Annotated in this window: 19 protein-coding genes and 1 riboswitch; of the genes, 11 read left to right on the top strand and 8 right to left on the bottom strand. The window is 62.0% G+C overall.

Features of this window, described 5'->3' with window-relative positions:
* Positions 1-3: 3 nt before the first annotated feature.
* The 3 genes from ribA to ribD are packed head-to-tail and all read right to left on the bottom strand — an operon-like array spanning position 4 to position 3,142.
* Positions 4-1,320 (bottom strand): GTP cyclohydrolase II, encoded by a 1,317-nt coding sequence (gene ribA / locus KTJ78_RS12545; RefSeq protein ID WP_217136315.1) that lies wholly within the window; start codon positions 1,318-1,320, stop codon positions 4-6.
* Complete coding sequence (locus KTJ78_RS12550) at positions 1,317-1,979, bottom strand: riboflavin synthase (protein ID WP_217136317.1); 663 nt, start codon at positions 1,977-1,979, stop codon at positions 1,317-1,319. The genes ribA and KTJ78_RS12550 overlap by 4 nt, the downstream gene beginning before the upstream one ends.
* Positions 1,979-3,142: a bifunctional diaminohydroxyphosphoribosylaminopyrimidine deaminase/5-amino-6-(5-phosphoribosylamino)uracil reductase RibD gene (gene ribD / locus KTJ78_RS12555; RefSeq protein ID WP_369808094.1), complete on the bottom strand. Its 1,164-nt coding sequence runs from the start codon at positions 3,140-3,142 to the stop codon at positions 1,979-1,981. The genes KTJ78_RS12550 and ribD overlap by 1 nt, the downstream gene beginning before the upstream one ends.
* A 24-nt stretch (positions 3,143-3,166) precedes the next feature.
* A riboswitch (FMN riboswitch) is annotated at positions 3,167-3,306 on the bottom strand.
* A 219-nt stretch (positions 3,307-3,525) separates the two neighbouring features.
* On the opposite strand from ribD, the gene KTJ78_RS12560 reads away from it, so the two are divergent.
* Positions 3,526-5,832 carry a 5'-nucleotidase C-terminal domain-containing protein gene (locus KTJ78_RS12560; protein WP_217136319.1) on the top strand — a complete coding sequence of 769 codons (2,307 nt, stop codon included), beginning with the start codon at positions 3,526-3,528 and terminating at the stop codon, positions 5,830-5,832.
* Between the two features lie 69 nt (positions 5,833-5,901).
* On the opposite strand, the gene KTJ78_RS12565 is transcribed toward KTJ78_RS12560, so the two are convergent.
* Positions 5,902-6,138, bottom strand: a complete 237-nt coding sequence (locus tag KTJ78_RS12565; protein WP_217136321.1) for an Rv0909 family putative TA system antitoxin — start codon at positions 6,136-6,138, stop codon at positions 5,902-5,904.
* A 215-nt stretch (positions 6,139-6,353) separates the two neighbouring features.
* On the opposite strand from KTJ78_RS12565, the gene KTJ78_RS12570 reads away from it, so the two are divergent.
* Complete coding sequence (locus KTJ78_RS12570; protein WP_217136324.1) at positions 6,354-7,388, top strand: alcohol dehydrogenase catalytic domain-containing protein; 1,035 nt, start codon at positions 6,354-6,356, stop codon at positions 7,386-7,388.
* An 82-nt stretch (positions 7,389-7,470) separates the two neighbouring features.
* Positions 7,471-8,292, top strand: coding sequence for an aspartate dehydrogenase domain-containing protein (locus KTJ78_RS12575; protein ID WP_217136327.1), 822 nt, complete (start codon positions 7,471-7,473; stop codon positions 8,290-8,292).
* Between the two features lie 54 nt (positions 8,293-8,346).
* On the opposite strand, the gene trpS is transcribed toward KTJ78_RS12575, so the two are convergent.
* Both trpS and KTJ78_RS12585 read right to left on the bottom strand, forming a co-directional pair.
* Complete coding sequence (gene trpS / locus KTJ78_RS12580; protein ID WP_217136330.1) at positions 8,347-9,348, bottom strand: tryptophan--tRNA ligase; 1,002 nt, start codon at positions 9,346-9,348, stop codon at positions 8,347-8,349.
* Between the two features lie 89 nt (positions 9,349-9,437).
* The gene (locus KTJ78_RS12585; protein WP_217136340.1) at positions 9,438-10,307 is read right to left on the bottom strand and encodes an exodeoxyribonuclease III; all 870 of its coding nucleotides are present in this window, start codon (positions 10,305-10,307) and stop codon (positions 9,438-9,440) included.
* A 109-nt stretch (positions 10,308-10,416) separates the two neighbouring features.
* Here KTJ78_RS12585 and KTJ78_RS12590 point away from each other — a divergent pair, with 109 nt between their 5' ends.
* Both KTJ78_RS12590 and KTJ78_RS12595 read left to right on the top strand, forming a co-directional pair.
* On the top strand, positions 10,417-11,550 hold the full coding sequence (locus KTJ78_RS12590) for a PrpF domain-containing protein (RefSeq protein WP_217136342.1): 1,134 nt from the start codon (positions 10,417-10,419) through the stop codon (positions 11,548-11,550).
* A gap of 42 nt (positions 11,551-11,592) precedes the next feature.
* Positions 11,593-12,579 carry a BAR domain-containing protein gene (locus KTJ78_RS12595; RefSeq protein WP_217136344.1) on the top strand — a complete coding sequence of 329 codons (987 nt, stop codon included), beginning with the start codon at positions 11,593-11,595 and terminating at the stop codon, positions 12,577-12,579.
* Between the two features lie 39 nt (positions 12,580-12,618).
* On the opposite strand, the gene KTJ78_RS12600 is transcribed toward KTJ78_RS12595, so the two are convergent.
* Positions 12,619-15,297 (bottom strand): hypothetical protein, encoded by a 2,679-nt coding sequence (locus KTJ78_RS12600; RefSeq protein ID WP_217136346.1) that lies wholly within the window; start codon positions 15,295-15,297, stop codon positions 12,619-12,621.
* A 207-nt stretch (positions 15,298-15,504) separates the two neighbouring features.
* Between KTJ78_RS12600 and KTJ78_RS12605 the strand changes: the two genes are divergently transcribed.
* Complete coding sequence (locus tag KTJ78_RS12605; RefSeq protein WP_217136347.1) at positions 15,505-16,203, top strand: FadR/GntR family transcriptional regulator; 699 nt, start codon at positions 15,505-15,507, stop codon at positions 16,201-16,203.
* Positions 16,204-16,322: 119 nt separating this feature from the next.
* Here the strand turns inward: KTJ78_RS12605 and KTJ78_RS12610 are convergent, their stop codons facing one another.
* Positions 16,323-17,720: an aspartate aminotransferase family protein gene (locus tag KTJ78_RS12610; RefSeq protein ID WP_217136349.1), complete on the bottom strand. Its 1,398-nt coding sequence runs from the start codon at positions 17,718-17,720 to the stop codon at positions 16,323-16,325.
* 184 nt (positions 17,721-17,904) lie between these two features.
* Here KTJ78_RS12610 and KTJ78_RS12615 point away from each other — a divergent pair, with 184 nt between their 5' ends.
* From KTJ78_RS12615 to KTJ78_RS12635, 5 genes are all read left to right on the top strand, one after another.
* Positions 17,905-18,918 carry a DctP family TRAP transporter solute-binding subunit gene (locus KTJ78_RS12615; protein WP_217136351.1) on the top strand — a complete coding sequence of 338 codons (1,014 nt, stop codon included), beginning with the start codon at positions 17,905-17,907 and terminating at the stop codon, positions 18,916-18,918.
* 8 nt (positions 18,919-18,926) lie between these two features.
* A complete protein-coding gene (locus KTJ78_RS12620; RefSeq protein WP_217136353.1) occupies positions 18,927-19,439 on the top strand; it encodes a TRAP transporter small permease in 513 nt (170 codons plus the stop codon).
* Positions 19,436-20,887 (top strand): TRAP transporter large permease, encoded by a 1,452-nt coding sequence (locus KTJ78_RS12625; protein WP_217136355.1) that lies wholly within the window; start codon positions 19,436-19,438, stop codon positions 20,885-20,887. Before KTJ78_RS12620 ends, KTJ78_RS12625 begins: the two co-directional genes overlap by 4 nt.
* 98 nt (positions 20,888-20,985) lie before the next feature.
* Positions 20,986-22,539: a glycerol kinase GlpK gene (glpK, locus tag KTJ78_RS12630; RefSeq protein ID WP_217136358.1), complete on the top strand. Its 1,554-nt coding sequence runs from the start codon at positions 20,986-20,988 to the stop codon at positions 22,537-22,539.
* A 148-nt stretch (positions 22,540-22,687) separates the two neighbouring features.
* Positions 22,688-23,761 carry a BMP family lipoprotein gene (locus KTJ78_RS12635; protein WP_217136359.1) on the top strand — a complete coding sequence of 358 codons (1,074 nt, stop codon included), beginning with the start codon at positions 22,688-22,690 and terminating at the stop codon, positions 23,759-23,761.
* Positions 23,762-23,847: the final 86 nt, after the last annotated feature.

Raw genomic sequence — 23,847 nt, forward strand, 5'->3', positions numbered from 1 at the left:
GTACTATTCGGCGGCCGAGTTCGTGACCGGGGCGCCAGCGGCTGATCCGCCTCCTGCTACGGCCGATGCCTCGGCAACCGCGACGTCGGCAGGCAGCGTGTGGCCCATGCGGTCGCGCTTGACGCTCAGGTAGGCGGCGTTGCTATCGGTCACGCCGACCACGAGCGGCACCTGCTCGGCCACGGTGATGCCGCGAGCGCTCAGCTGCTCGACCTTGTCGGGGTTGTTCGTGAGCAAACGCACGCTCGAGATGCCGAGATCGGTCAAGATGTCGGCAGCCGCGGTGTAGTCGCGCGAGTCGGCGGGGAGGCCGAGCTGAATGTTCGCGTCGAGGGTGTCGATGCCCTGCTCCTGCAGTTGGTAGGCGCGAAGCTTGTTCGCGAGCCCGATGCCGCGGCCCTCCTGGCCTCGCAGGTACACGACGACGCCACCCTCGGCTGCGATGAGGTTGAGCGCGGCGTCGAGCTGGGGGCCGCACTCGCATTTGAGTGAGCCGAAGGCCTCGCCCGTGATGCACTCCGAGTGCACGCGCACGAGCACCGAGTCGGCGCTGAAGTCGGTCTTGGGCGACACGAGTGCGACGTGGTCGATGCCGTAGGTGCGGTCGCGGTAGGCGCGCATGTGCAGGTCGCCGTGCGTCGTGGGCACGAGCGTGTCAGCGCGAAGGCTCACGCGACGGGGGCTCTTCACGCACTCGGTTGACCCTTGAGGGTCGTGCTCGTTGAGGTAGGCGATGAGCTGCTCGATCGTGATGACCGGAACCCCGGCGCTCGCCGAGAGCTCTTTGAGCGCGGGGAGGCGCATCATCTCGCCGTCGTCGGCAACGACCTCACCAATCATCGCGACGGGCGAGAGACCGGCGAGCTTCATGAGCTCAACGGCTGCCTCGGTGTGGCCGTCGCGCTCGCGCACACCGCCGTCAACAGCGCGCAGCGGCAAAATGTGGCCGGGGCGGTTGACATCGGTGGGAACCGAATTCGGGTCAGCGAGAATGCGCAGCGTCGTGGCGCGGTCGCCTGCGCTGATGCCGGTCGTAACGCCGTGGGCCGCGTCGACCGTGACGGTGTAAGCGGTCGTGCGCACGTCTTCGTTGCGCTTCACCATCATGGGCAGATCCATGCGGTCGGCAATCTCGTTGGTCATCGGTGCGCACAGGAGCCCGCTCGAGTACTTCACCGACCACGCGACCCACTCCTGGGTTGCGAGCTCGGCCGAGAGAATGAAGTCGCCCTCGTTCTCGCGGTTCTCGTTGTCGGCGACAATGACGGGCTTGCCCAGCTTGATCGCATTGATGGCCTCTTCGATGGTTGACAGGCTCATGAGCGGTTCCCTTCGGTGGTGGTATCGGTGCCCGCGGCTGCCGCGGCGGAGTTGTTGGTAAAGGCGAGCATGCGTGAAACGTGCCGCGCGATAATGTCGGTTTCGATATTGACCTCGTCGCCGGGGGCGAGTGCGCCAAGCGTTGTGGCCGTGAGGGTCTCGGGAATGAGTGATACCTCAAACCACTGCTCGGCCTCGCCCGGCCCCGAGATCTCTGAGACGGTGAGCGAGACCCCCGAGACGGTGACCGAGCCCTTGTCGACGAGCAGCGCAGCGAGCTCGCGGTCGAGCGCAAAACGCAGCACGCGCCAATGCTCGCCCGGGGTCACCGAGACGAGTGTTGCCACGCCGTCGACGTGCCCCTGCACGATGTGGCCGCCGAGCCGAGTGTCGACACGGGCCGCGCGTTCGAGATTGACGCGACTGCCGACCTCGAACCCACCGAGCGTCGACATCTTGAGCGTCTGCGCCATGACGTCGGCGGTGAACGACGAATCGGTCTGTTCAATCACGGTGAGGCACACGCCCGACACCTGAATTGAATCGCCGTGGCTCGCGTCAGAAACCACCTTCGGCCCACGCACCGTGATGCGCATCGCCTCGGTTTGCGGTTCGATAGCGGTGATCTCACCAATCTCTTCGATGAGTCCTGTAAACACTACAGATCACTTCCTCTGTTTTCGGGTATCGCGGTCACGAGCAGGTCGTCGCCTAAGCGAGTAACCCCCGTTACCGTGAGGTGTAACGCATCGGTGATGCTTGAAATTCCAAGTTCTTGAATGGCGACGCGCTCGCCGCCGAGCAGCTTCGGCGCGAGGTACACGTGCAGCTCGTCAACGAGGCCCGCGGCGAGCAGCGAGCTCACGAGCGTCGGCCCGCCCTCGACGTAGAGCGTGCGAATGCCCGAGGCCCCGAGCGTCGCGAGATCGGCGGTGAGATCATCGCCCGTGAGGCGGATCGGTGCCCCGCTCACCTGACCCTGCAACGCGGGGTGCCTGCGAATCGCGGCACCGGCCGGGACCTCCCGGTGGCCGAAGACGACGGGAAAGGGCTGCAGCGAAGCTTCGACGAGGAGCTCACCCGAGGCATCGCGGGCGGTGAGCGAGGGGTCGTCGGCGTAGAGCGTTCCCGTCGCGACAGCAATGGCGTCGGCTAAGGCGCGTTCGGCGTGCACGTGTTCGCGGGCTGCGGGCCCGGTGATCCACTGGCTTGTTCCGTCGGCAGCTGCCGCGCGGCCATCGAGCGTTTGGGCCCACTTCGCGATGACGTGGGGCCTTGCGACGGGCTCACCGTCACGCTTCGTGTGCTGCTGCCTGGCGAGCCAACCCGCGAGCAGGGTGCGAGCCTCGGCCTCGCATACGCCAGAGATCACCTCGACGCCAGCCTCGCGGAGCCGTTCGGCTCCTCCGCTTGACTGCTGGCCCGGGTCGGGCAGTGCGTGCACGACGTGTCCAATACCGGCCTCGATGAGAGCGAGCGCGCAGGGGCCAGTGTGGCCCGTGTGGTTGCAGGGTTCGAGCGTCACGACTGCCGTGAGCTCTTTCGCGTGGTCGGCCCACTCTGCCGGGAGGTGCGCGAGCGCGTCAGTCTCGGCGTGCATGGTGCCGACGCCGCGGTGCCAGCCCTCGGCCACGACACGAAAGTCTGGGGCGGGCGAAAGAATGACGCACCCAACCTGCGGGTTCACGGTGTCGCTCGGGCCACGCCTCGCGATCGTGAGCGCACGACGCATTGCCTCTTCGAGCGCCTCGCGGCGTGCGGCCTGCGGGTCTTGCTGCATCTGAACCTCTGGGTACGGTTGGCCGGGGTTCAGACGGCTCACCCGAGTACGGCAAAGCTATCGCCTGCGTGCACCCTCTCATCCGGACTAGAGCGAAAACGCTCATCACCGTCGGTTCTGGAATTGCACCAGATCTGCCAGATCGAATGACCCAGCTCGCGGACTCTCACCGCCGGTTCGGATTCTCACCGACCCCGGAAGCACGATTCACATCATACTCCCGAATGCTGACAGCCGTCGAGCGCGAGACCTACTGTGACTCGACGAGCACAGGGATTGCGCTTTGCGGCGCCTGTTCACCAAGGGTTTCATTGCTTGGGCGTCACGTGCTGGCTAGGCTCAAAAGAGTGTGGCCGTCTTAGGGCCCTCGCGCCAGGTGTGCCGCACAACTCGAACGCCACATATCGCGAAGGAGATTACCAACGATGCTGACTACACAGAGCGAAACGGGGGCGGGGGCGGTCAGAGCCGGAGCCCTCGTGACACGGGAGCGCGACCGCAAGCGCCACACAGGCCTGGTTGCGGTCGCGGCCATTGCGTCGCTCGCGTTCACGGGAGTGGCAGCGAGCCCAGTGTTCGCGGCCGAGGAGCCGGCCGAAACGGTCTCGATTAACGTCGTCACCATTAACGATTTTCACGGCCGTATCGAGGCTGATGGTGCCTCGGCTGGCGCGGCTGTGCTCGCTGGTGCCGTGCAAGAGGTGCGCGATAGTAACCCCAACACGGTCTTCGCCGCTGCGGGCGACCTCATCGGCGCGACAACCTTTACCTCGTTTATTCAGCAGGACAACCCCACGATTGATGCGTTGAACGCCGCCGGGCTCGAGGTCAGCGCTGCTGGCAACCACGAGTTCGACCAGGGCTGGGCCGATCTGCGCGATCGCGTGGTCAACCGTGCCGACTGGGAGTACCTCTCGTCAAACGTGTTCCTCACCGACACCGGTGAGACCGCCCTTGAATCACACTGGGTCAAGGAGTTTGACGGGGTTCGCGTGGGCTTTATCGGTGCAGTGACCGAAGATCTTGCCTCGATGCTGCCGCCCGCGGGAATGGATGGTATTGAGGTGCGCAGCATCGTTGACTCGGTTAACGCGGCCGCTGCCGAACTGACCGATGGCGATGACAGCAATGGCGAGGCCGACGTGATTGTGCTGCTTGTGCACGAGGGTGCCGAGACGACGGCACTGTCGAGCATCACCCCAGACTCACCCCTCGGCGAAATTGCCTACGGCGTGAACGGTGATATCGACGCGATTGTCTCAGCGCACACCCACCTCGTGTACAACCACGAGATTGAAGGTCGCCTTGTCGTCTCGGCCGGGCAGTACGGTGAAAATTTTGGGCTCATGTCGCTCGAGGTTGACCCAGAGAGCAAAGAACTCGTTTCGATCGACTATGAGAACAAGCCGCTCACCGATGGCGCGGGCGGGCCGTTGTACGCCGCCGTGCCGAGTGTAGCCGAGCTCGTCGATGAGGCCACCGAGCAATCGGCAGAGCTGGGCAAGCAGCCGGTGGGTAAAGTGACTGGCGACTTCAACCGTGCGCGCAAGGCCGACGGTACCTCAGAACACCGTGGTGGCGAATCAACGATCGGTAACTTTGTGGCCGATGTACAGGTGGCAACCACCGGCGCCGAGATGGCGTTCATTAACCCGGGTGGCATTCGTACCGATATTCGCTTTGCGGGAAGCCCGATGGGTGAGGGCGACGGTGTCGTGACCTACCGCGAGGCGGCTGAGGTGCAGCCCTTCGCCAACACGATGAACACCCTTACCCTCACGGGCGAGCAGATCAAGAGCATTCTCGAAGAGCAGTGGCAGCCAGAGGGGGCGAGTCGCCCCTTCCTGAAGCTCGGCGTTTCGAAGGGCTTTACCTACACGTACGATCCCGAGGCCGCTCAGGGAGAGCACATCACCTCGGTCACCTTCAATGGCGCGCCACTCGACCCCACTGCCGAGTACATCGTCGCGGCCAACTCGTTTCTTGCTGCCGGTGGCGACAACTTCGTGACGTTTGCTGAGGGCACGAACGTGGCTGACACCGGCGTCGTAGACATGACCTCGATGGTTGACTGGTTCAAGGAATTTGAGACCGCGACCCCTGATTACGCGCAACGTGCGGTCGGTGTGCAGGTGAGTGAGCCCTCGGGCGAACAGTTTGTTCCGGGTGAAACGGTGACGGTGCAACTCTCATCGCTCGCTTTCACGACAAACGAGCCCGCCCCTGGCGATGTTTCGGTTGAGCTCGATGGTCAGACCCTCGCGACGGTTCCAGTCTCTGTCGAATGGCCTGCAGATGAGAAAGATCCTGAGCATGCCTACGACGAACTCGGCAAGGCCACGGTCAGCTTTGAGCTGCCGAGCGATGCTTCGGGCACCGAGACGCTCACGTTCACGGTTGCTGAGACGGGCACGACCTTCGCGGTTGAGCTCGCTGTCACAGAGAGCACTGACGGTGGCACCGATGGTGGCACTGACGGCGGGACTGAGGGCGGTACCGACGGTGAAGCTGACGGCGGTGTCGATGGCGCTACTGACGGTGGCCCCAGCGCGATCGATGATGGTGCTGGCAAACACACCGATTCGGGGCGTGACGCGCTGCCGAACACCGGTGGCGAGTTGCAACTCGGCTGGGTAGCTGCCGCTGCCGTGGTGCTCTCGCTGGGTCTTGCCCTCGTGCTCACTCGCAGGCGCTCGGCTGCGGGCTTTGCGCTTGGCGGTGACGACCACTAGCCGTTCAAGACGCTATGACGCGTGGCCGGGTCCCGGGGAGGGCCCGGCCACACTGCGTTGTGGCAATGGTTACTGATCGCCGATGTTCTTGTCGATGGTGTCGCGCACCTGCTGCACTTTGTCGGCGTGCTTGCCGCCCGTCACCTTGTTCGCGAGGTCAGCGGCTCCATCGAGAAACTTGTCGCTGATTTCTTCAGCCTTCTCGCTCTTCAAAGCGTCTTCGATCTTGTCGGCGTTGGCCTTGGCGAAATCGCTAACCTTGCCTGCTGCTTCACTCGCCTTTTTGCTCAGATCGTCAATGTCCATGGTGGGCTCCTTTCGTGAGGCACAACTGGCCTACACCTGTATTATCAGCCACCACGGGACGAAGCGCCATCACTGATGTGATCTGCCGTGAATGGTGGAATGTGGCGTGAATATTCAGGGGCCGCAGGTAGACTATCGACTGGACGCCACATGACGCCCGGCCAGGAATCACGGTGGCCGCAGGCCGCCGTGCAGTCAGCAGAAATGAGGACGCAATGCGCGCTGTTACATACGTGAAAAACAATACGGTCGAGCTGCTCGAGAAGCCGGTTCCCGAGATTCAACCCGACGAGGTGCTGCTCAAGGTCGGAGGGGCGGGGCTGTGCCACTCCGACATCACTATCATCGCAATGGGCGACGATAACCCACTCATTGGCAGCACCCTAGGCCACGAGGTCGCCGGCACCGTTGAGAAGCTCGGCGAAGACGTGCAGGGCTGGAATGCTGGCGACGCCGCGATCGTTTCGCTCGTGCTCGGCTGTGGCCAGTGCCGCGAGTGCCTCGCTGGCCGGGACAACCAGTGTGAGGTCGTGAGCCCGCGCGGTGCCCTCGCTCCACTCTCACCCGGTATCGGCACTGCCGGCGGCATGGCCGACTACATCGCGGTGAAGGCACGCCACCTTGACCCGATTGGCGACCTTGACCCCGTGCTTGCTGCGCCGCTCGCCGATGCTGCGCTGACCCCGATGCACGCGATCAACACGGTGCGTGACCGACTCACGGGCGACGCAACCGTGGTGGTGCTGGGGCTCGGTGGGCTTGGCCACATGGGCCTGCAGATTCTGCTCGCCACGACCGGTGCGCGTGTCATCGCTCTCGATACCGACCCGCAAAAGCTGCAGTTTGCCGAGAAGCACGGTGCCGTCGCGATCAAGAGCGACGCCGAGGCGCCCAAGAAGATTCTTGAGCTGACGGGAGGCGTTGGGGCCGACGTTGTCATCGACTTCGTTGGCGTGCAGCCCACGATCGATACCGCCATTGCGGTGGTTCGTGGCGGTGGCGCGATTCGTTTCGTCGGTCTCGGCGGCGGCTCGTTCTCGTACATCGCGGGTGCGAACGACCTGCCCTGGGGCGTGAACATTGAGCGTGCCTATGGCGGCACCCGCTCTGACATGCGCCAGGTCGTGGCGCTTGCTCAGGCCGGAAAGATTGGCGTTGAGGTCACGCGCTTCCCACTCGACGATGCCGTAAAGGCGTTCGATGAGCTGCACGAGGGCAAGGTGCAGGGCCGCATCGTTCTCGTTCCATAACTACGTGCGCCATGAGGGGTCGGGCTGCTTTTCGGGCGGCCCGGCCCCTCTGCTTTTCGGGCGCCTCTGGCACAATCGAGGCATGACACACGATGCTTTGCTTCAGGTCGCCGTGCTCGGCTACGGCGCGATCGGTTCTCGCGTTGCCAGAGCCATTGCTAGCGGATCGACGCCGGGCGCCCGCCTTGCGGGCGTGATCGTGCGTGATCACGTCACCCCGGGGCAGGGCAAGGCCGCTGCAGATGGTCTCGCCGAGCTGAGCCTCGCTGAGGCGCTTGAGCGTGCCGACCTCGTCGTGGAGTGCGCCGGTGGTCCGGCTGTGCGTGAGGTGGGCCCGGCTGTCGTCGGTGCGGGGAAGGATCTGCTCGTTGTCTCGGTTGGCGCTGTCGCCGACGAGGCGCTGCGGATGAAACTCGTCGAGGGCGGCCCTGGGCGCACCTTTTTCAGTACCGGCGCGATTGGTGGGCTTGACCTGCTCGCGGCGGCTGCGGTCGGAGGTGGCCTTGACGAGGCGACGATCACCTCGCGTAAGCTGCCAGGCTCGGTTGTGCAGCCGTGGATGTCGGCCGATGAGGCTGATGCCCTGCGGGCGGCGACCGAACCCACGACGGTGTTCGAGGGCAGTGTCGCCGAGGCGATCGAGCGGTTTCCGAAATCGCTCAATGTCGCGGTTGCCCTCGCGCAGGCGACGGGCCTGTGGGGTGGGGTGCGGGTGCGTCTTGTCGGCGACCCCGCGGCTGAGTTGACGAAGCACGAGATTCACGCCTCTGGCAGTTCTGGTGAGTATGCCTTTTCGGTCTTGAATCACCCGCTGGCCGAGAACCCGGCTTCGAGTGCCGTGGTTTCGCAGGCGCTATTGAAGGGTGTTGCCGCGCTCGCGCGCCCTTCTGGGACGATGATATAGCGAAGGCCGGCCGGCATTTATGAAACGCCCGACCGGCCCTCGCTTCAAGGCGCGTTAGCGGCGCAGAATGCCCATGGCGTCGTAGACGCGGTCGAGGGTCGCCTGGGCAACCTCGTTCGCACGGTCGGCGGCGCCGAGCAGCAGTCGGTCGAGTTCGGCCGGGTCTGAGAGCAGTTCTTCGGTGCGCTGTTTCACGGGGGTGAAGGTGTCGCCAACAACCTCTGCGACGGCTTTCTTGAGGTCGCCGTAGCCGCGGCCCTCGAACTCGGTCTCGAGCGATTCGATGGTGCGGTTGCCGAGCACCTGGTAAATGGTGAGCAGGTTCGAGACGCCGGGCTTTGCTTCGCGGTCGAAGCGAATCGTCATGTCGTCGTCGGTGACGGCGCGCATGACCTTCTTCTGGTTGGCCTTCGGCTCGTCGAGCACCTTGAGCAGGCCGCCCTCGGTGTCGGCCGACTTCGACATCTTCGCCGTCGGGTTTTGTAGGTCGAAGATCTTCGCGGTTTCCTTCTGAATCTGTGCGCGTGGCACGACGAAGGTGTCGCCAAAGCGTGAGTTGAAGCGTTGCGCGAGGTCGCGGGTGAGCTCGACGTGCTGGCGCTGGTCTTCGCCCACGGGCACGACCTCGGCGTCGTAGAGCAGAATGTCGGCGGCCATGAGCATGGGGTAGGTGAAGAGCCCCACCGATGAGGTGTCGGCCCCATAGCGCTGCGACTTGTCTTTGAACTGGGTCATGCGGCTTGCCTCACCGAAACCGGTGAGGGTGTTGAGCACCCAGGCGAGTTCGGCGTGAGCCGACACGTGTGACTGCACGAAGAGCGTCGATTTTTGCGGATCGATTCCCGCGGCGATGTACTGCGCGGCAGTTGCGCGGGTGCGCTGGGCGAGTTCAGCGGGGTCTTGCGGAACCGTGATGGCGTGCAGGTTGACGACGCAGAAGAATGCATCGAAGTCTTCTTGCATCTGGGTCCACTGGCTCAGCGCACCGATGTAGTTGCCGAGGTGTAGTGAGTCGCTTGAGGGCTGCATGCCCGAAAAAAGGATGGGTTTTGACATGGTTCCTGAATCGTTTCATCGCGCGGGGCTGGGCGGTTCGTTGCCCGGGAGCCGCGCGTACGGGGTGAAATGGTGCTTGGGGGCGTCGGCTAAATGGTGTAGTCGACAACCACGGGAGCGTGATCGGACCATCGCTCGTCGTAGCTCGCTGCGCGGTCAACGACGTAGTGCGCGACCTTTGCGCCGAGCTCGGGCGTCACGACGTGGTAGTCGATGCGCCAGCCGGTGTCGTTGTCGAAGGCCTGCCCGCGGTTTGACCACCAGGTGTACGGGCCCTCGACCTCGCCGGCAAAGGTACGGCCGACATCGACCCAGCCGTGGCCGAGGCCAACGGAGTCGTCGACGCCCGTGACCTCTGCGCCACGCTCGCCGAAGAAGCGGTCGAAGTAGGCGCGCTCGCGAGGGAGGAAGCCGCTCTTCTTGCGGTTGCCCCGCCAGTTCTTAATGTCGAGCTCGCGGTGCCCCACGTTGAGGTCGCCAACAACGGCGACGAGCCCTGAGCTCGGCCCCTCAGCGCCAGCAAGCTCATCGAGACGTACGCCGAAGGCGTCGAGCATGGCCCACTTTGCCTCCTGCTTCGGGGTGTCGACCTCGCCCGAGTGCATGTAGCAGCTTACGACCGTGACGGGGGTGCCGTCGACGTCGAAGTCGGCCTCGAGCCAGCGGCCCGATGACTGGATTGACTCCTGTGCGTCGGCTGCGCCAAGGCCCACCCGGTGAGCGATGGAAGGGTTGCGGCTCGCGATGGCGACGCCCGCGCGGCCCTTGATGTCGCAGGGCTCGTGAAGCCAGTGCCAACCTGCGTTGCCGAGAAACTCTTGAACGTGCTCGTCTTGTGCCCGAACTTCTTGCAGCGCGAGCACGTCGACGCCGCGTTCATCGAGCCATTCGCCCATACCCTTACGGTAGGCGGCACGAATGCCGTTGACATTCACAGAAGCAACACGAAAATTGGCCATGCGACTATTGTACGCCGTGCCACCGACAATGGGGCGCCGATGTGCGCGGGTACGCTAGAGGCAAGAGCGTGGCTCGGCCACGCACCGCAGCACGGGCGAGGGAGCAGCAGTGGCCTACAGTGATATTGACGGCGGTGTTGCCGCGGTGTTCATGCGCGGGGGCACGAGCAAGGGACTCATCGTGCACGAGCGCGACCTCCCGCCCGCGGGCGACGAACGTGACGCTCTGCTCATGCGTCTCATGGGCACGCCCGATCCACTGCAAATTGACGGCATGGGCGGGGCTGCCTCAAGTACCTCCAAAGTGATGGTGGTGAGCGCCGCGGGGCAAGACGGAGTGATCGAGTACTCCTTCGGGCAGGTGGGCATTGCGCAGCCGGTGGTCGATTGGAGAGGCAATTGCGGCAACCTGAGCTTTGCCGTTGCGGCCTTCGCGGTTGATTCCGGGCTCAGTCCCGTTGATGATGGCGCGACCGAAACGACCGTGCGGCTGCGCAACACGAATACCGGCGTGCGCATTGATGCCGAGGTTGCGGTGCGCCGGGCAAGGGCCGCGCGAGACGGAGACACCGTGATTGCCGGGGTCCCAGGAACCGCGGCTCCCATCACCATGCGCTATCTCGAACCGGGCGGTGCCGTGACCGGTGCTCTGCTGCCGCTCGTCTCGGCGCAAACGATGTTCACGGTTGCGACCTCGAGCGGTGAGCTGCGCGTGCGGGGCACGCTCGTTGACGCCACGAACCCGTACCTCTTCGTAGCGCGAGATGCGGTGCCGGGCGCTCATCGCGCCCCCGCGGAGCTGAGGGGCGACGAGACGTTTCTTGCCGTCATCGAGCGGTTGCGTGCGGCAGCGGCGGTCGCGCTCGGGGTCGCTTCATCGCTCGAGGCAGCCCGAATCGAGGCTCCCGTCACGCCGCGCATCGTGCTCGTTGGCCCGCCCAAAGAGAGTGCAGAGGCTGATCTCGAGACGCTCACGATATCGATGCAGCAGGTGCACCGTGGCATTCCCATGACCGCGGCCATGGCGCTCGCCGCCGCCAGGGGCATCGCCGGAAGCATCGTGCACGACCTCGTGGGCGACGCCCCAGCGAACGGTGCGACCGTCATCGCCCACCCGCTCGGCACCGTGCGCGTTGTTGCCGAGCACGCTGAGCGCGCCGATGGAACCGTTCACGTCGTTTCGGTCGGCGTTACCGGCACGACGCGCACGCTCATGGCAGGAATGGTGTATCCCGCTCCATAGGTGGGGCTAGTGCCAAAACCGAGGCTGCCGTAGCGTTGAGCCATGCATGATGAAACCGAGGGCTATTCTTTAGCCGACAGCTCTGACGCGACGTCGCCCGCGGGCGGGGCTGAGCCTCGTGAGCCGCTTCTCAGACGCCTGTGGTGGTGGCTCACAACGGGGCAGACGAGGCGACGTAGTTATGCGTTCGGGTACGTGCGTAAGCCAGGAGTGTTTAAGCGCCTTCTTGGTGCGTGGCGAATCATCATGGGGCGCCGCAGCATGCAACCGGTGCCGATGCTCTACCTCGTGGTCATCGTGCTTGGCCTCATCGTGGGGTTCGCGCTGCAGTTCACCCTCGACTTTGCGTGGTATATCGCTCCGCTCGTGTTCTTCGTGCTGGTATGGGGCTTTTTCTTTTCGACGATCTGGTGGGGCAACCGTGCTGGCCGCGAGACGTTGCGTGAAGACCTCATGTGGCAGCTATCTCCCGAGCGGGGCATGCGTATGCGCAGAGAGCGCATCTCGCGGCAACTCCGCGATTCAGCGCTTCGCTTCTTTCGCTTCGCCGGCGAGAGCTTCAGCTACTCGGTGATGTCGCTTCAAAGCTCGAGCGGCGTCTTGGACTCTGTCGCGCTGCGGTGCGTGAGCCCCGAGCAGCTCGAACGCGAGCGTATCAGTGGGCCTGACGAAGAGCTCGATGACGTCTGGATTGTGCAGGTGATGCCGCGAGAGTCGCTGGCCGCTGACGATGAAGATGCTGTTCCTCAGAGCGAGCTGGCCTATCTTGTCGAAGACTGCGTCGAGCAGAGCATCGATACCGAAGAATGGCAACCGATGACCTTTGACCTTGACGGTCACTCGGTCGATGGTTGGTCGGTCAGCAACGAACGCTGTATTGGTGCATACTGCGCCTTTGGCGAGCAGTGGATCATCGCGCTCTACAGCCCAGCCCCAGCGACCGAGCGCGCTCCCGGCCCGCTGCAAGAGCGTATCGAGCTCTGTGAGATCACAGACCGCGAGATGTTGGTCGCCGAACTTGCGCGGTGACGCACATGGCAGAGCAAGCACGTCACCGCATTGTGCAGATTAGCCCCAGAATGAGGTGCTCGCCGAGACGTCATCGATGATGACCTTGCCGTCAACGACCGAGTAACTGCCCCTCATCGAAACCTTTGTTTCTTCGAGGTCGTAGTCGCTCCACTCGGTACTGTTGCGTTGAGTCTTGACCGTGCCCGGCTCTGTCTCGAATGATGAGAAGTCGAAGGTTTCAAAACCGCCCGGCAGGGTGCCGAGTTCGAGCACTGCGAGCTCGGTGTTCTGCACGATGTACGGGCAGTAGCTCTCCATGTTCGTTGGAATCGTGACGCACTTCGTGAACTCATCATTCACGAGGGCAAGCACGGCTTTCTGGAGGCTTTCGCTGGCGGCTGCCTCGAAGGTGACCGAGACCGGCTCAGCATTGTGCGGATCGGCCGAGAGCGTCTGCTGCGGCATGACCGTCACCGTGACGGTTTCGAATTCGGTGTATTCACTGTTCGGAATGCTGAAGGTGTACTCGCCGGGGTACAGGTAAGCCTCAACGACGTGGCGCTCATCCCAGCCCTCGGAGGCGGTGCTCGGCCCCACCTTGACCGTGGTGTCGCCCACCTCGAGGGTGTCGAACTCGAAGGGAGCCTCGAACCGAACGCTCTGCACGAGTGGGGCGGTGACCTTCCAATTGTGCAGCAGGCCGAACGAGTTCGCTCCACGCTCTGCTTCAAGGAAGACGGTCTGGCGCTCGCCGTCGATGCTGAGCTCGGCCTCGACGAGAGCGTGTTTGGCGTCACCTGAGAGTGAGTCATCGGTGTTGCGCACGTTCACGACCTCTATTTTGTGGTCGGCTGCGTTAAACACCTCAGCGGTGAGCAGCCCGCGCTCAGCATTGCGCACCCCGGGATCAACGGCCGAGGTAGCAGCATCGAGTTTGCCCTTTGCGATGAGTGAGAGGTAATGGTCGACAGCAGTTTCTGGCCCCCGGCTCCCGTTGAGAATCTTGACGGTGACGAGTCCCGCCACGAGTGCGACAACTACCGCGACTACCGTCACGAGTACCGCGATGATGCCGCGCTTTTTCTGCGGGCTGAGCGGTGCCCGCTCTGGCAGTGGGAGCGCTTGTGGCTGCGGCTGCACGAGCCCTGCCAGGCTGGCTGGTTGGGCTACGGTACCAGCATCAGTCACGTTGCCCTCAGCGCCCTCAGTGGGCATGCTGCCCTCGTCGAGTGCGCCGCTTTCGATGATCGGGGCGGTCTCGGCAGTCGGGGTTTCGGGGCCAGCCGGTGCGGTGTGATCCGCGATGGAATCGTTCGCTACGAGCGCCGCTGTGATGGGATCAGTGCTCTTAGCTGACGTGCTCTCTGCCGACGTGCTCTCTGCGGGTGCGGATTCTGCCGGCTGGGGCTCGACCCGCGTGGGTTTGACCGGCTCGGCGGGTTCTGCCTGTGCGGGCTGAGGCTGCACAGGCTCGGGCTGTGCTGCTGCGGGCTGAGCCGCAGCTGCGGGTTCGCCCGATAGCCAACGGTTCACCGTGATCTGCGGCGCGAAGAAGAAGAGCAGCTTGGGGTTTGCGAGGTAGGCCCAGCGCGGGGCGAACTCGGCGAGGGTGCTCACCAATAATGCGATGGCAGCGGTGCTGAAAGGTACCCACCAGGTCACCGTCATCGTGATGGTTACGGTGCCGTAACTTCCCATGCTCGCCGCCGTGCGAATGGGCAACACGGCGAGCACGATCACGAGCCAGATGATGGTCGCCCCGACGGGCAAACGCCACAAGAGGTCAGCCCGAAACTGGGCGGCACGGGGGCGGCGCAGGCCAACGGCGATGGCAGCCGCGATGATGCTGAGCACGGCGAACAGGAAGACGCACACGGCGAGCCAGGGCGAGAGGTTCCACGGCATGAGCAGCTCTGCAGAGGTGAACGGCACCTCGGCGGTGAAGCCGCCGAGGTAGCCCATGCTGATGAGGCCAAGCAGAAGGTTCCCGAGGAAGGGAATGAGGGCGAGGCTCGTTGCGAAGGTCTGTTTGATGGCCACGAGTACGACGGCAACGAGCAACAGCGGTGCAAAGACCGTGAAGGTCGCGGCGAAGAAGGCGCGGGTCTCAGTGATGAGTGGCCGTGCGAGGAAGGCGGTGATGGGGCTTGCCTCGCGGGTGCGTTCGCGAGTGACAAAGAGGGTCACCGCGACGATGCACCAGAGGGTGGCAAAGATCGCGAAAGGCTTTCCGTGTAGCTCTCCCTCGGCAACGTTCGTGCTGCCAGGCTGCAGCCCGATGAACCCGAACACGAGCATGAATACGAGCCCGATGACCGCGCCCTCGATGCCAGCGCGCAAAGCCGAGAGCGTGAGCGTTGGTGCGATCGCATCGTGCGCGATGCGGCGTTTGGCAACGAGTGCCGTGCCTACCACGATTGCCGCGAGGGTCGTCAGCGAGAAGATGCTCAGCGAGAACGAGCCTTCGAGGCTAAACACCGAGACGCCGAAACTTCCGTTTCCGGCCCAGCCATAGCCCAGGAGCCCGGCGGTGACGCACGCGAACAGTGAGAGAAGCGTGCCAAGCCCGGCAGTAGAGAGCGCACTCGAGGCCATCAACGCGATGACGACGAACAGGGCCATGACGGCCGCAACGCCGAACACTACGGCCGCGGTGAGTGCAAGCGTCGTGAGCGCGGGTTTACCGAGGAGGCCCTTCAGGTAGTTCGCGGTCACCGGTTCAGGGGTGGTCGTCATTGCGCTCCTGCTGTGCTGTGAGAGGGATATCGGGACGGGCTGTGCAGAAGCGAGGCTAACACAGCGAGTGCGACACGTGTTGTTCGAATGTGGGCAGAAACGCTCCCACTAAGATGAACAGAGATACTGAAGAACAGTGATCGGTGAAAACGGGGGCGTTCTGTACGGGCGCTGCGATCGCAACCGAGACCCACGGGAGGCTACACAATGACCGAGGTTGAGCCAACCCCGCAGGACATCTTTTCTGACCCGGTCATGGGCGGGCTGCTCGCGAAGCTGAAGAACATGCAGCTCGGTGAGAAGATTCCGAGTGAGCGGCTGCTCTCTGAAGAGTTTGGGGTGAGCCGCGCCACACTTCGTGAGCGCATGGGCAAGCTCGAGTCGCTTGGGGTGCTCGAGCGACGCGACCGATCTGGCACGTTTTACACGGGCATTAAAGCCGAGACCGTGAGTGATGTCGTCTTTCTTGGCCTGATGTCGTCAGAAATGAGCATCGAGTCGCTCATTTCCTTTCGGCACGCGCTTGAGCGGCAAGCGGCCGTTGAGGCTTGCCGGGCCAAAGATCACATGAACATTGCGCGCATGCTCGTTGCGCTTGAACAAATGGATGCGGTCGATGACCCGCAAGCGCTCAAAGCGGCCGACCTTGAATTTCACGACGCCTTAATTGCGAGTAGCCAGTCGAATGTGCTGATCTTCTTCGCGAAGGTGATGCACGTGGTGATGGTGAAAACGATTGAGTATGACGCACTTGACGACGACGTCGTAACGATGCGGCGTGTGCACCGAGATATTTGCGACGCTATTGTTGCTCAAGACGAGGCTCGAGCTTCGCAGGTTGTTGATGTGCACTTTGCGTGGCTTGACCAGCAGGTACGCAAACTGAGCGCAACCACACTGCTGTAAGCCTTTTGAACATTGCGGCCCTGGAACCGCGAAAGGCAGGGTGCGCGGTTGCGACGCCCTGCCTTCCGCTCGCCGAGAGGCGCAAACACCGATTGGCGAACCGGAATCGGTGCTGCGTCCTACGGGGCGAGCACCTGATCGGTGAACTCGGTGAGCACGGTGCGTAGCGTTGTTGCAGCGCCGTCGAGTGCATCGGTGGGGGTGCTTGCCGGAGGAGCAACGTGCAGTACGAAGTCGCCGCGAGTATCGATACGACAGTACATTCCATGCTTCATGAGCAGTTCAGGCAGGGTGCGCCCGGAGTGCTCAGCGAGTTGTTCGGCGTTGAAGCGCTGTTTCGTGGCCTGGTCGGTCACGAGTTCGATACCCCAGAAGAGCCCGTCGCCGCGTACATCGCCAACGGTGGCGATGTCTCGAAGTCCCTGGAGTGCGGCGCCGAAACGGAGGCCGTCGTTTTGGGCGCGTGAAACGAGATCTTCATCGAGCATGATGCGCAGATTTTCGAGGGCAACCGTGGTCGAGACCGGGTGGCCAGCGAAGGTGTGGCCGTGGGCAAAGTTCGCCTTTCCCGAGGCAAAAGGTTCGTAGATGTGGTCTGAGACGATAACGGCTCCGATCGGAGCGTATCCGCTTGCCAGGCCTTTTGCTGCCGTGATGATGTCGGGACGAAGGCCGTAATGGTTGCTTGCAAAGAACCCATCAATGCGGCAGAAGCCGCTGATGACCTCATCGGCGATGATGAGTACGTTGTGCCGATCAGCGATCTCGCGAACCTGTTCCAGGTAGCCGGGTGGGGGTACGAGACAGCCGCCGGCGTTCTGAATGGGCTCGATGACGATTGCTGCGACGGTTTCTGGCCCCTCGCGCACAATCGCCGCCTCAATTTCTGCTGCGCAGCGTGCGCCGAAGGCTCGTGGGTCAGTGGGCATGCCTCGTTCTTCAGCGCGGTAAAGATTGGTGTTGGGGGCTGCGACACTGCCTGGCACGAGCGGGGTGAAGTTCTGCAGAAGGCGGGGTACCCGGGTGATTGATGCGGCGCCATGGGTTGTGCCGTGGTAGGCAACGTCACGGCTGACAAACTTTGTCTTCTCTTGATACCCCTGCATCTTCCAGAATTGCTTTGCGAGTTTCAGCGCGGTTTCGATCGCCTCGCTCCCCGAGTTGGTGTAGAAAACATGGTCGAGCCCCTCGGGAGCGTGCTCGGCAAGGAGAGCCGCGAGCTCAACACCCGGCTCGTGTAGTGCCGACCAGAGAGGGAAGTAAGCGAGCTTCTGCATCTGCTCGGCTGCCTTTGCTGCGATCGAGGCTCGGCCATGGCCAGCGTTCACCACAAAAAGACCGCTGATGCCGTCGAAATACTCGGTTCCTGCTGCGTCGTATACGAGGTGGTTCTCGCCGCGAACGATGAGTGGAAAAGTTTTCGCGATACCGGCTTGGCTGCTGTTTTGCAGCCAAAGGTGGTTGGTCGCAGTCGCGCGCAAAGCGCTTGCTCGCTGTTGGTCAATGGCTGGATTCATCGTTGATTCCTTGCTGTGTTGGGAATTCTGCTATGTTACTATTCTGGTTGACCAAATATGAGAACTGGTCAGGCCAGATTATCGGGGAGGGCGTTCTCCGTCAAAGTGCCCCGAGCCGACCGGCGAACGCAGCCGGTTATCGCAAGATCCACACGATCCAAATCATTAACGACAAGGAAGTCACATGAAACGATTGAGCGTTGCCTCATTGACCGTTGCCGCAGCCCTCGTGCTGTCAGCCTGCTCAGGAACCTCGCCGAGCGCTGGTGACGGAGACGCCGAAGGCCAGAGCTACAACTGGAAGATGACCATTAACGTTGGCGACCAGTCGAGCTGGTATCTCGGTGCCGAGACCTTCGCAGAAGCTCTTGAGCAGGAATCGGGCGGCCGCATGAAAGTCACTATTTTCCCGAACGAACAGCTTTCCGGTGGCGATACGCCAGCAGGTATTCAACAGCTCATTGACGGACATAAAGATCTTTCGTACAACTCTACGATTGACTACGCCATGGTCATTCCCGAGTTCGGAGCAATCAACGCTCCCTTCCTCTTTGCAAACGAAGAAGAAGCCGACAAGGTGACATCGGGTACCGGCGCAGAAGCCTACTCGGCGCTTGCCGCAGAGCACGGCGTTGAGTTCTTAGGCTTTGGAGAGGCTGGGTTTCGTCAACTGACGACGAACAAGACCGCCGTAAAGACTCCTGAAGATCTGAAGAATCTGAAGGTGCGTGTGCCTACCATCGCGCTCTTCGTTGATACTTTGCAAGCGCTTGGAGCAAACGCGACGAGCATGCCGTTTGCAGAGGTGTTCACGGCTCTCGGCCAGGGAACGATTGAGGGGCAAGAGAACCCGATCGACATTATTCATAGCTCGGGTCTCGCCGAGGTACAGGATTACCTCACGATGTGGAACTACGTGTACGACCCCATCATGCTCGGCATGAATAAAGAGCTCTTTGACTCGCTCTCGGCTGACGACCAAGAGATCGTGCGCAAAGCCTCTGAAGCAGCTAACGAGGCGCAAAAGCAGGCGAACCGTGACCGGGAGGCAGAACAGCTTGCTGAGCTTGCTGAAGAAGTTGAGATTATTGAGCTCACCCCCGAGCAAATCAGCGCTTTTCAAGAAGCGATCGCTCCGATCTATAACCAGTATGAGTCTGTCTGGGGCGAAGATCTCTTTACCAAGGTTCAACCGTAAGTTGCCCGATGCTGAATCGTTTTCTCACCCTGCTTGAAGGAACCATCGTGATTGGTTCTTTCGTCGCCATGATGTGCTTCGGGTTCGCCAACGTGGTCGCGCGGTATTTTCTTCACGTCTCGTTGGCCTTCAGCATCGAACTCGTCATCAATCTCGGCGTGCTCATGACAATGGTTGCAGCTGCTATCGGCGTGAAGCATGGGAGCCACCTCGGTTTCGAACTCATTAAAGAGAAGGCCCCGAAGCCGCTTCAGCGAGCGATTGTGACTTTGATTACGGTGGGCACGGTGCTGCTCTTTACAGTGCTTTTGCACTATGGGCTGCAATCGACTCTTGCCGAGCTGCGCGCTGGCCAGACGACACCCGCGATGGGGGTTCCGAAGTGGATCTTCAGTGCAGCAATTCCTTTTGGCTCGCTACTGTGCATCGTGAGGAGCTGCCAGGTGTTCTGGCTGGAAATGAAGCCAACAAGCCGTATTCTTCCCGACTCTGAGATCAGAGAGCGAGGCCAGTTCGCATGATCGAGCTCATCTTGTTCGGCACGTTTGCCGTCTTTCTCCTCATCGGCATGCCGGTCGCGTTCGCGCTCGGGCTGTCGGCGATTATCGCCGTGACCGCCGACAGCGGTCTCTACTTCTTGGGTACCGTGCCCGGCATTCTCTACTCGACCATGTCGGCAGAGACACTCCTTGCCATTCCGTTCTTCGTTCTGGCTGGCGTGCTTATGGAATACGCTGGCATTTCGCAAAACCTCATCAATCTCGCAGATGCTTTCGTGGGGCACCGCAAGAACGGCATCGCTCTTGTCGCGATCATCGCGGTGTGTTTCTTTGCGGCAATGTCTGGCTCTGCGCCTGCGACGGTTGCGGCGCTTGGCTCGATCCTCATTCCTGCTCTTATTAAAAATGGCTACCAGCCGAAACACGCGACGTCACTGCTCGCGAGCGCGGGAGCGATCGGCATTGTGCTTCCGCCGAGCATTCCACTCATCATTTTTGCGGTTGTCGCGAGCGACTACATGCGCATCTCGATTGGACGCCTCTTTATGGCTGGCATCGTTCCAGGCATTCTTATGGCAATCGCGTTTTACCTGGTGTGCCTTTACCTGCCAAAATCACGCGATGTGCTCGCGCAGAAAGTTGGGCCGAAGGGTGCCCAGCTTATGGAAATGGCAAACGTTGCGCCGGTCATGGCTCACGCGGGTGGAACACCGTCGAATGCTGTGAGTGAGTGGGCGCCTGCGAAGGCCGGTGACGCCTCGGCCGCGCAAGATACCTTGCCCGGTGGGCCGGTTAAAGCGACGAACGCGGAGCGTATGAGTGCGCTCGTGAAAGCGATTCCGGGACTCCTGATTCCCGTGATCATCTTTGGCGGCATCTACGGGGGCATCTTCACGGCAACCGAGTCGGCAATCGTTGCGGTCGTGTACACCCTGATTCTCGCGGTTATCTCGTCACGCGGTAAGGAGCTGCGCAAACTCGCTCTCGCCTTTATTCGTGCGGCGGTACAGTCGGCAACCATCATGATCATTATTGGTCTCGCATCGCTGTTTGCGTATGTGGTGACCTCAGAACTCATCGCGGTTCGCATTGCTCAGGCCATGATCTCGTTCACCGACAACAAGTTCGTGATCATTCTGCTCGTGACCGTGATTCTGCTCATTGTCGGCATGTTTCTCGATAACACCCCGGCGTTCTATCTGCTCATTCCGATTCTCGTGCCGGTCATGCTTGAAGCGGGCATTGATATCACGACGATTGGCATTACGATGACCGTGAACATGGCACTCGGGCTCATCACGCCGCCCGTGGGTATCAACCTGTTCATCGCCTCGGGCATCGCAAAAATACCGGTGATGGAGGCGGTTCGGGGTATTGGGCCCTTCCTCATCGCGGGACTCGCTGTACTGATGTTGCTCTCATTTGTGCCAGCGATCTCGAACTTCCTGCCTGACCTTTTAGGCGTGTAGGAAGTATAGAGAGGGGCGGGCGGCTCATGAACTCCAGCTGCTGCACCGCCTGCCCCTCTCCTCACTCAATGTCACCCGCACCCGCTACCCTTGAACACATGACAGAGCAGGGCAGCGCACGCCACGTCATGGCGATTGACCAGGGCACAACCTCGACGAGGGTCATCATCTTTGACCACGAGGGGCGCATTCAAGGCGCTGCGCAGCGTGAGCATCGCCAGATTTTTCAGCACCCGGGCTGGGTGGGCCACAGCGCCACAGAGATCTGGCGCACGACCCGCGACCTCATGCGCGAGGCACTCGCCGTCTCGCACTTGAAAGCCCACGAGATTGCAGCGCTCGGCATCACCAACCAGCGTGAAACGACGGTGGTGTGGGACAAACGTACGGGCCAGCCCGTGTACGAGGCGATCGTGTGGCAAGACACCCGCACGCAAGGCCTCATCGACGAGCTGACCGAGGCCCACGGGGCCGACTTCTTGCGCAGCGTGACGGGCTTGCCCCTCGCGACGTACTTTTCTGCGTCGAAGGTGAGGTGGATCCTCGACAATGCTCCCGGCGCACGTGAGAAAGCCGAGCGCGGGCATTTGCTCTTCGGCACGATCGATACGTGGTTGGTGTGGAACCTTACGCGGGGCGAGGGGGCCGAACCCGTGCACGCGACCGACGCGACGAACGCGAGTCGCACCCAGTTGTGCGACATTCGTGATTTGGCGTGGAGTGAGAAAGCGCTCGACCTCTTCGGCGTTCCCGAGTCGATGCTGCCCGAGATTCGTCCCTCAGTGGGCGACTTTGGAAGGGTCGTCGCGGTCGACGAGCTCGAGGGGCTTCCCATTGCGGGCATTCTTGGTGACCAGCAGGCAGCGACCTTCGGGCAGGCGGGCTTCGCCGAGGGTGCAGCAAAGAACACATACGGAACCGGCTGCTTCTTGATCGTGAACACGGGCGAAGAGGTGGTGCACTCAGACAACGGTCTGCTCACGACGGTTGCCTACCAAATTGCTGGCGAGAAGCCGCGGTACGCCCTCGAAGGTTCAGTGGCAGTGGCGGGCTCGCTGCAGCACTGGCTGCGTGACAATCTGGGCCTGTTTCGCGACTCTGAAGAGATCGAGGGGCTCGTCACGAGCGTTCCTGACACCGGCGGGGCCGTCATCGTGCCGGCTTTCTCGGGGCTTTTCGCGCCGAGGTGGCAGCCTGACGCGAGGGGCGTCATCGTGGGGCTCACCCGTTTTGTCACGAAGGCGCACCTCGTGCGGGCTGCGAGTGAGGCGATCGCGTTTCAGTCGGTCGAGGTCATCGAAGCAGCCGCGGCCGATCTGGGGCACGAGCTCACCGAGATTCGAGTCGACGGCGGGGCTTCGGTGAGCGAATTTCTCATGCAGTTTCAGGCAGACCTGCTCGGCTTTGACGTTGTGCGCCCCGAGGTACTCGAGACGACGGCGCTCGGAGCCGCCTATGCCGCCGGTTTCAGCGTTGGCGTGTGGGGCACGCTCGATGAAATCGCCGAGAACTGGCGCGAAGAGAAGCGGTTTACGCCGGCGATGTCGGGTGACGACCGCGACCGCAGAATGCGCATCTGGAACAGGGCGGTTGAACGCTCACTCGCCTGGGTCGATGATGATGTCATCACGGGTGCCGGTGGGGCCTCATAAATCGGCGAAATCATAACGATTTTCGGGCCCAGGGCCTCTCGCGTTGTGGGCGTGTCGCTCGGGGGAGTATTCTCGCTGTGATGCCCATAGTTGCTTTACCCGTCTTCTTATACCCGTTTACGGTGGGCAGAAATTTGGAGGAAACACAGTGATTGCAACCTCACGCAAGCGAATGCTTGCCACGATTGCTGCTACGGGAGCCGCTGCTCTCGTTCTCGTCGGCTGCGGTAATGCACCCGAAGCAGGCGACAACGGCTCGAAGGAGGGGTCAGATAACTCAGACTTCCTCGCCTGCGCCGTTTCTGATGAGGGAAGCTGGAACGATAAGTCGTTCAACCAGGTTTCGATGCTCGGCATGACCGAAGCCAAGGACGGCCTTGACATCGAGATCAAGGACGCAGAGTCGAAGTCTGAAGAAGACTACACTCCGAACCTCGAGGCCATGGTCGCCAAGGGCTGCGACATCACCTTTGCGGTCGGCTTCAAGATCGTTGAGCAGATTAACGCTGCAGCGACCGAGAACCCCGACTCGAACTTCGTGATCATTGACTCAGAGGCCGAAGGCCTCGACAACCTCAAGGGCATGACCTGGGAGACCACCCAGTCGGCGTTTCTTGCAGGCTACCTCTCGGCTGCCTACAGTGAGTCGAAGGTCATCGGCACCTACGGTGGCATGAACATTCCCGCTGTGACTGACTTCATGGTTGGCTTCACCAACGGCGCGAAGTACTACGAAGAAGAGACCGGCACCAAGGTGACCGTGCTCGGCTGGGACGCTGACAAGCAGGACGGCGACTTCGTTGGTGACTTTGAGAACGGCACCGCCGCAAAGAGCATCTCAGAGGGCCAGATTGAAGCTGGCGCTGACGTGATCATGCCGGTTGCTGGCGGCCTCTTTGGTGCGACGAGCGAAGCGATCAAGGAGTCGGGCAAAGACATCGTCATGATCGGTGTTGACCTCGACATTGCCAAGAACAGCCCGCAGTACGCTGACCAGATTCTTACCTCGGTTGAGAAGCAGATCAACGTTTCGATCTACGACGTCATCGAGAGCGCGAAAGACGGCAGCTTCTCGAGCGATGGTTACGTAGGCACCCTCGAAAACGACGGCACGCGCCTCAGCCCCTTCTACGAGTTTGAAGACAAGATCGACGCTTCGATCATTGAGAAGCTCGACGAGCTCAAGAAGAAGATTATTGCTGGCGAGGTAGAAACCCGCTAACACCGCGTTGAGGGCAGCGGTCGAGGGTTTCTCGCGGCCGCTGCCTCTTCGCTACGATGAAGGCTATTCGCGACGCGCCCGCCTCT

Origin of the sequence: Leucobacter chinensis (assembly GCF_019049105.1) — a bacterium.
Taxonomy (GTDB): Bacteria; Actinomycetota; Actinomycetes; order Actinomycetales; family Microbacteriaceae; genus Leucobacter_A; species Leucobacter_A chinensis.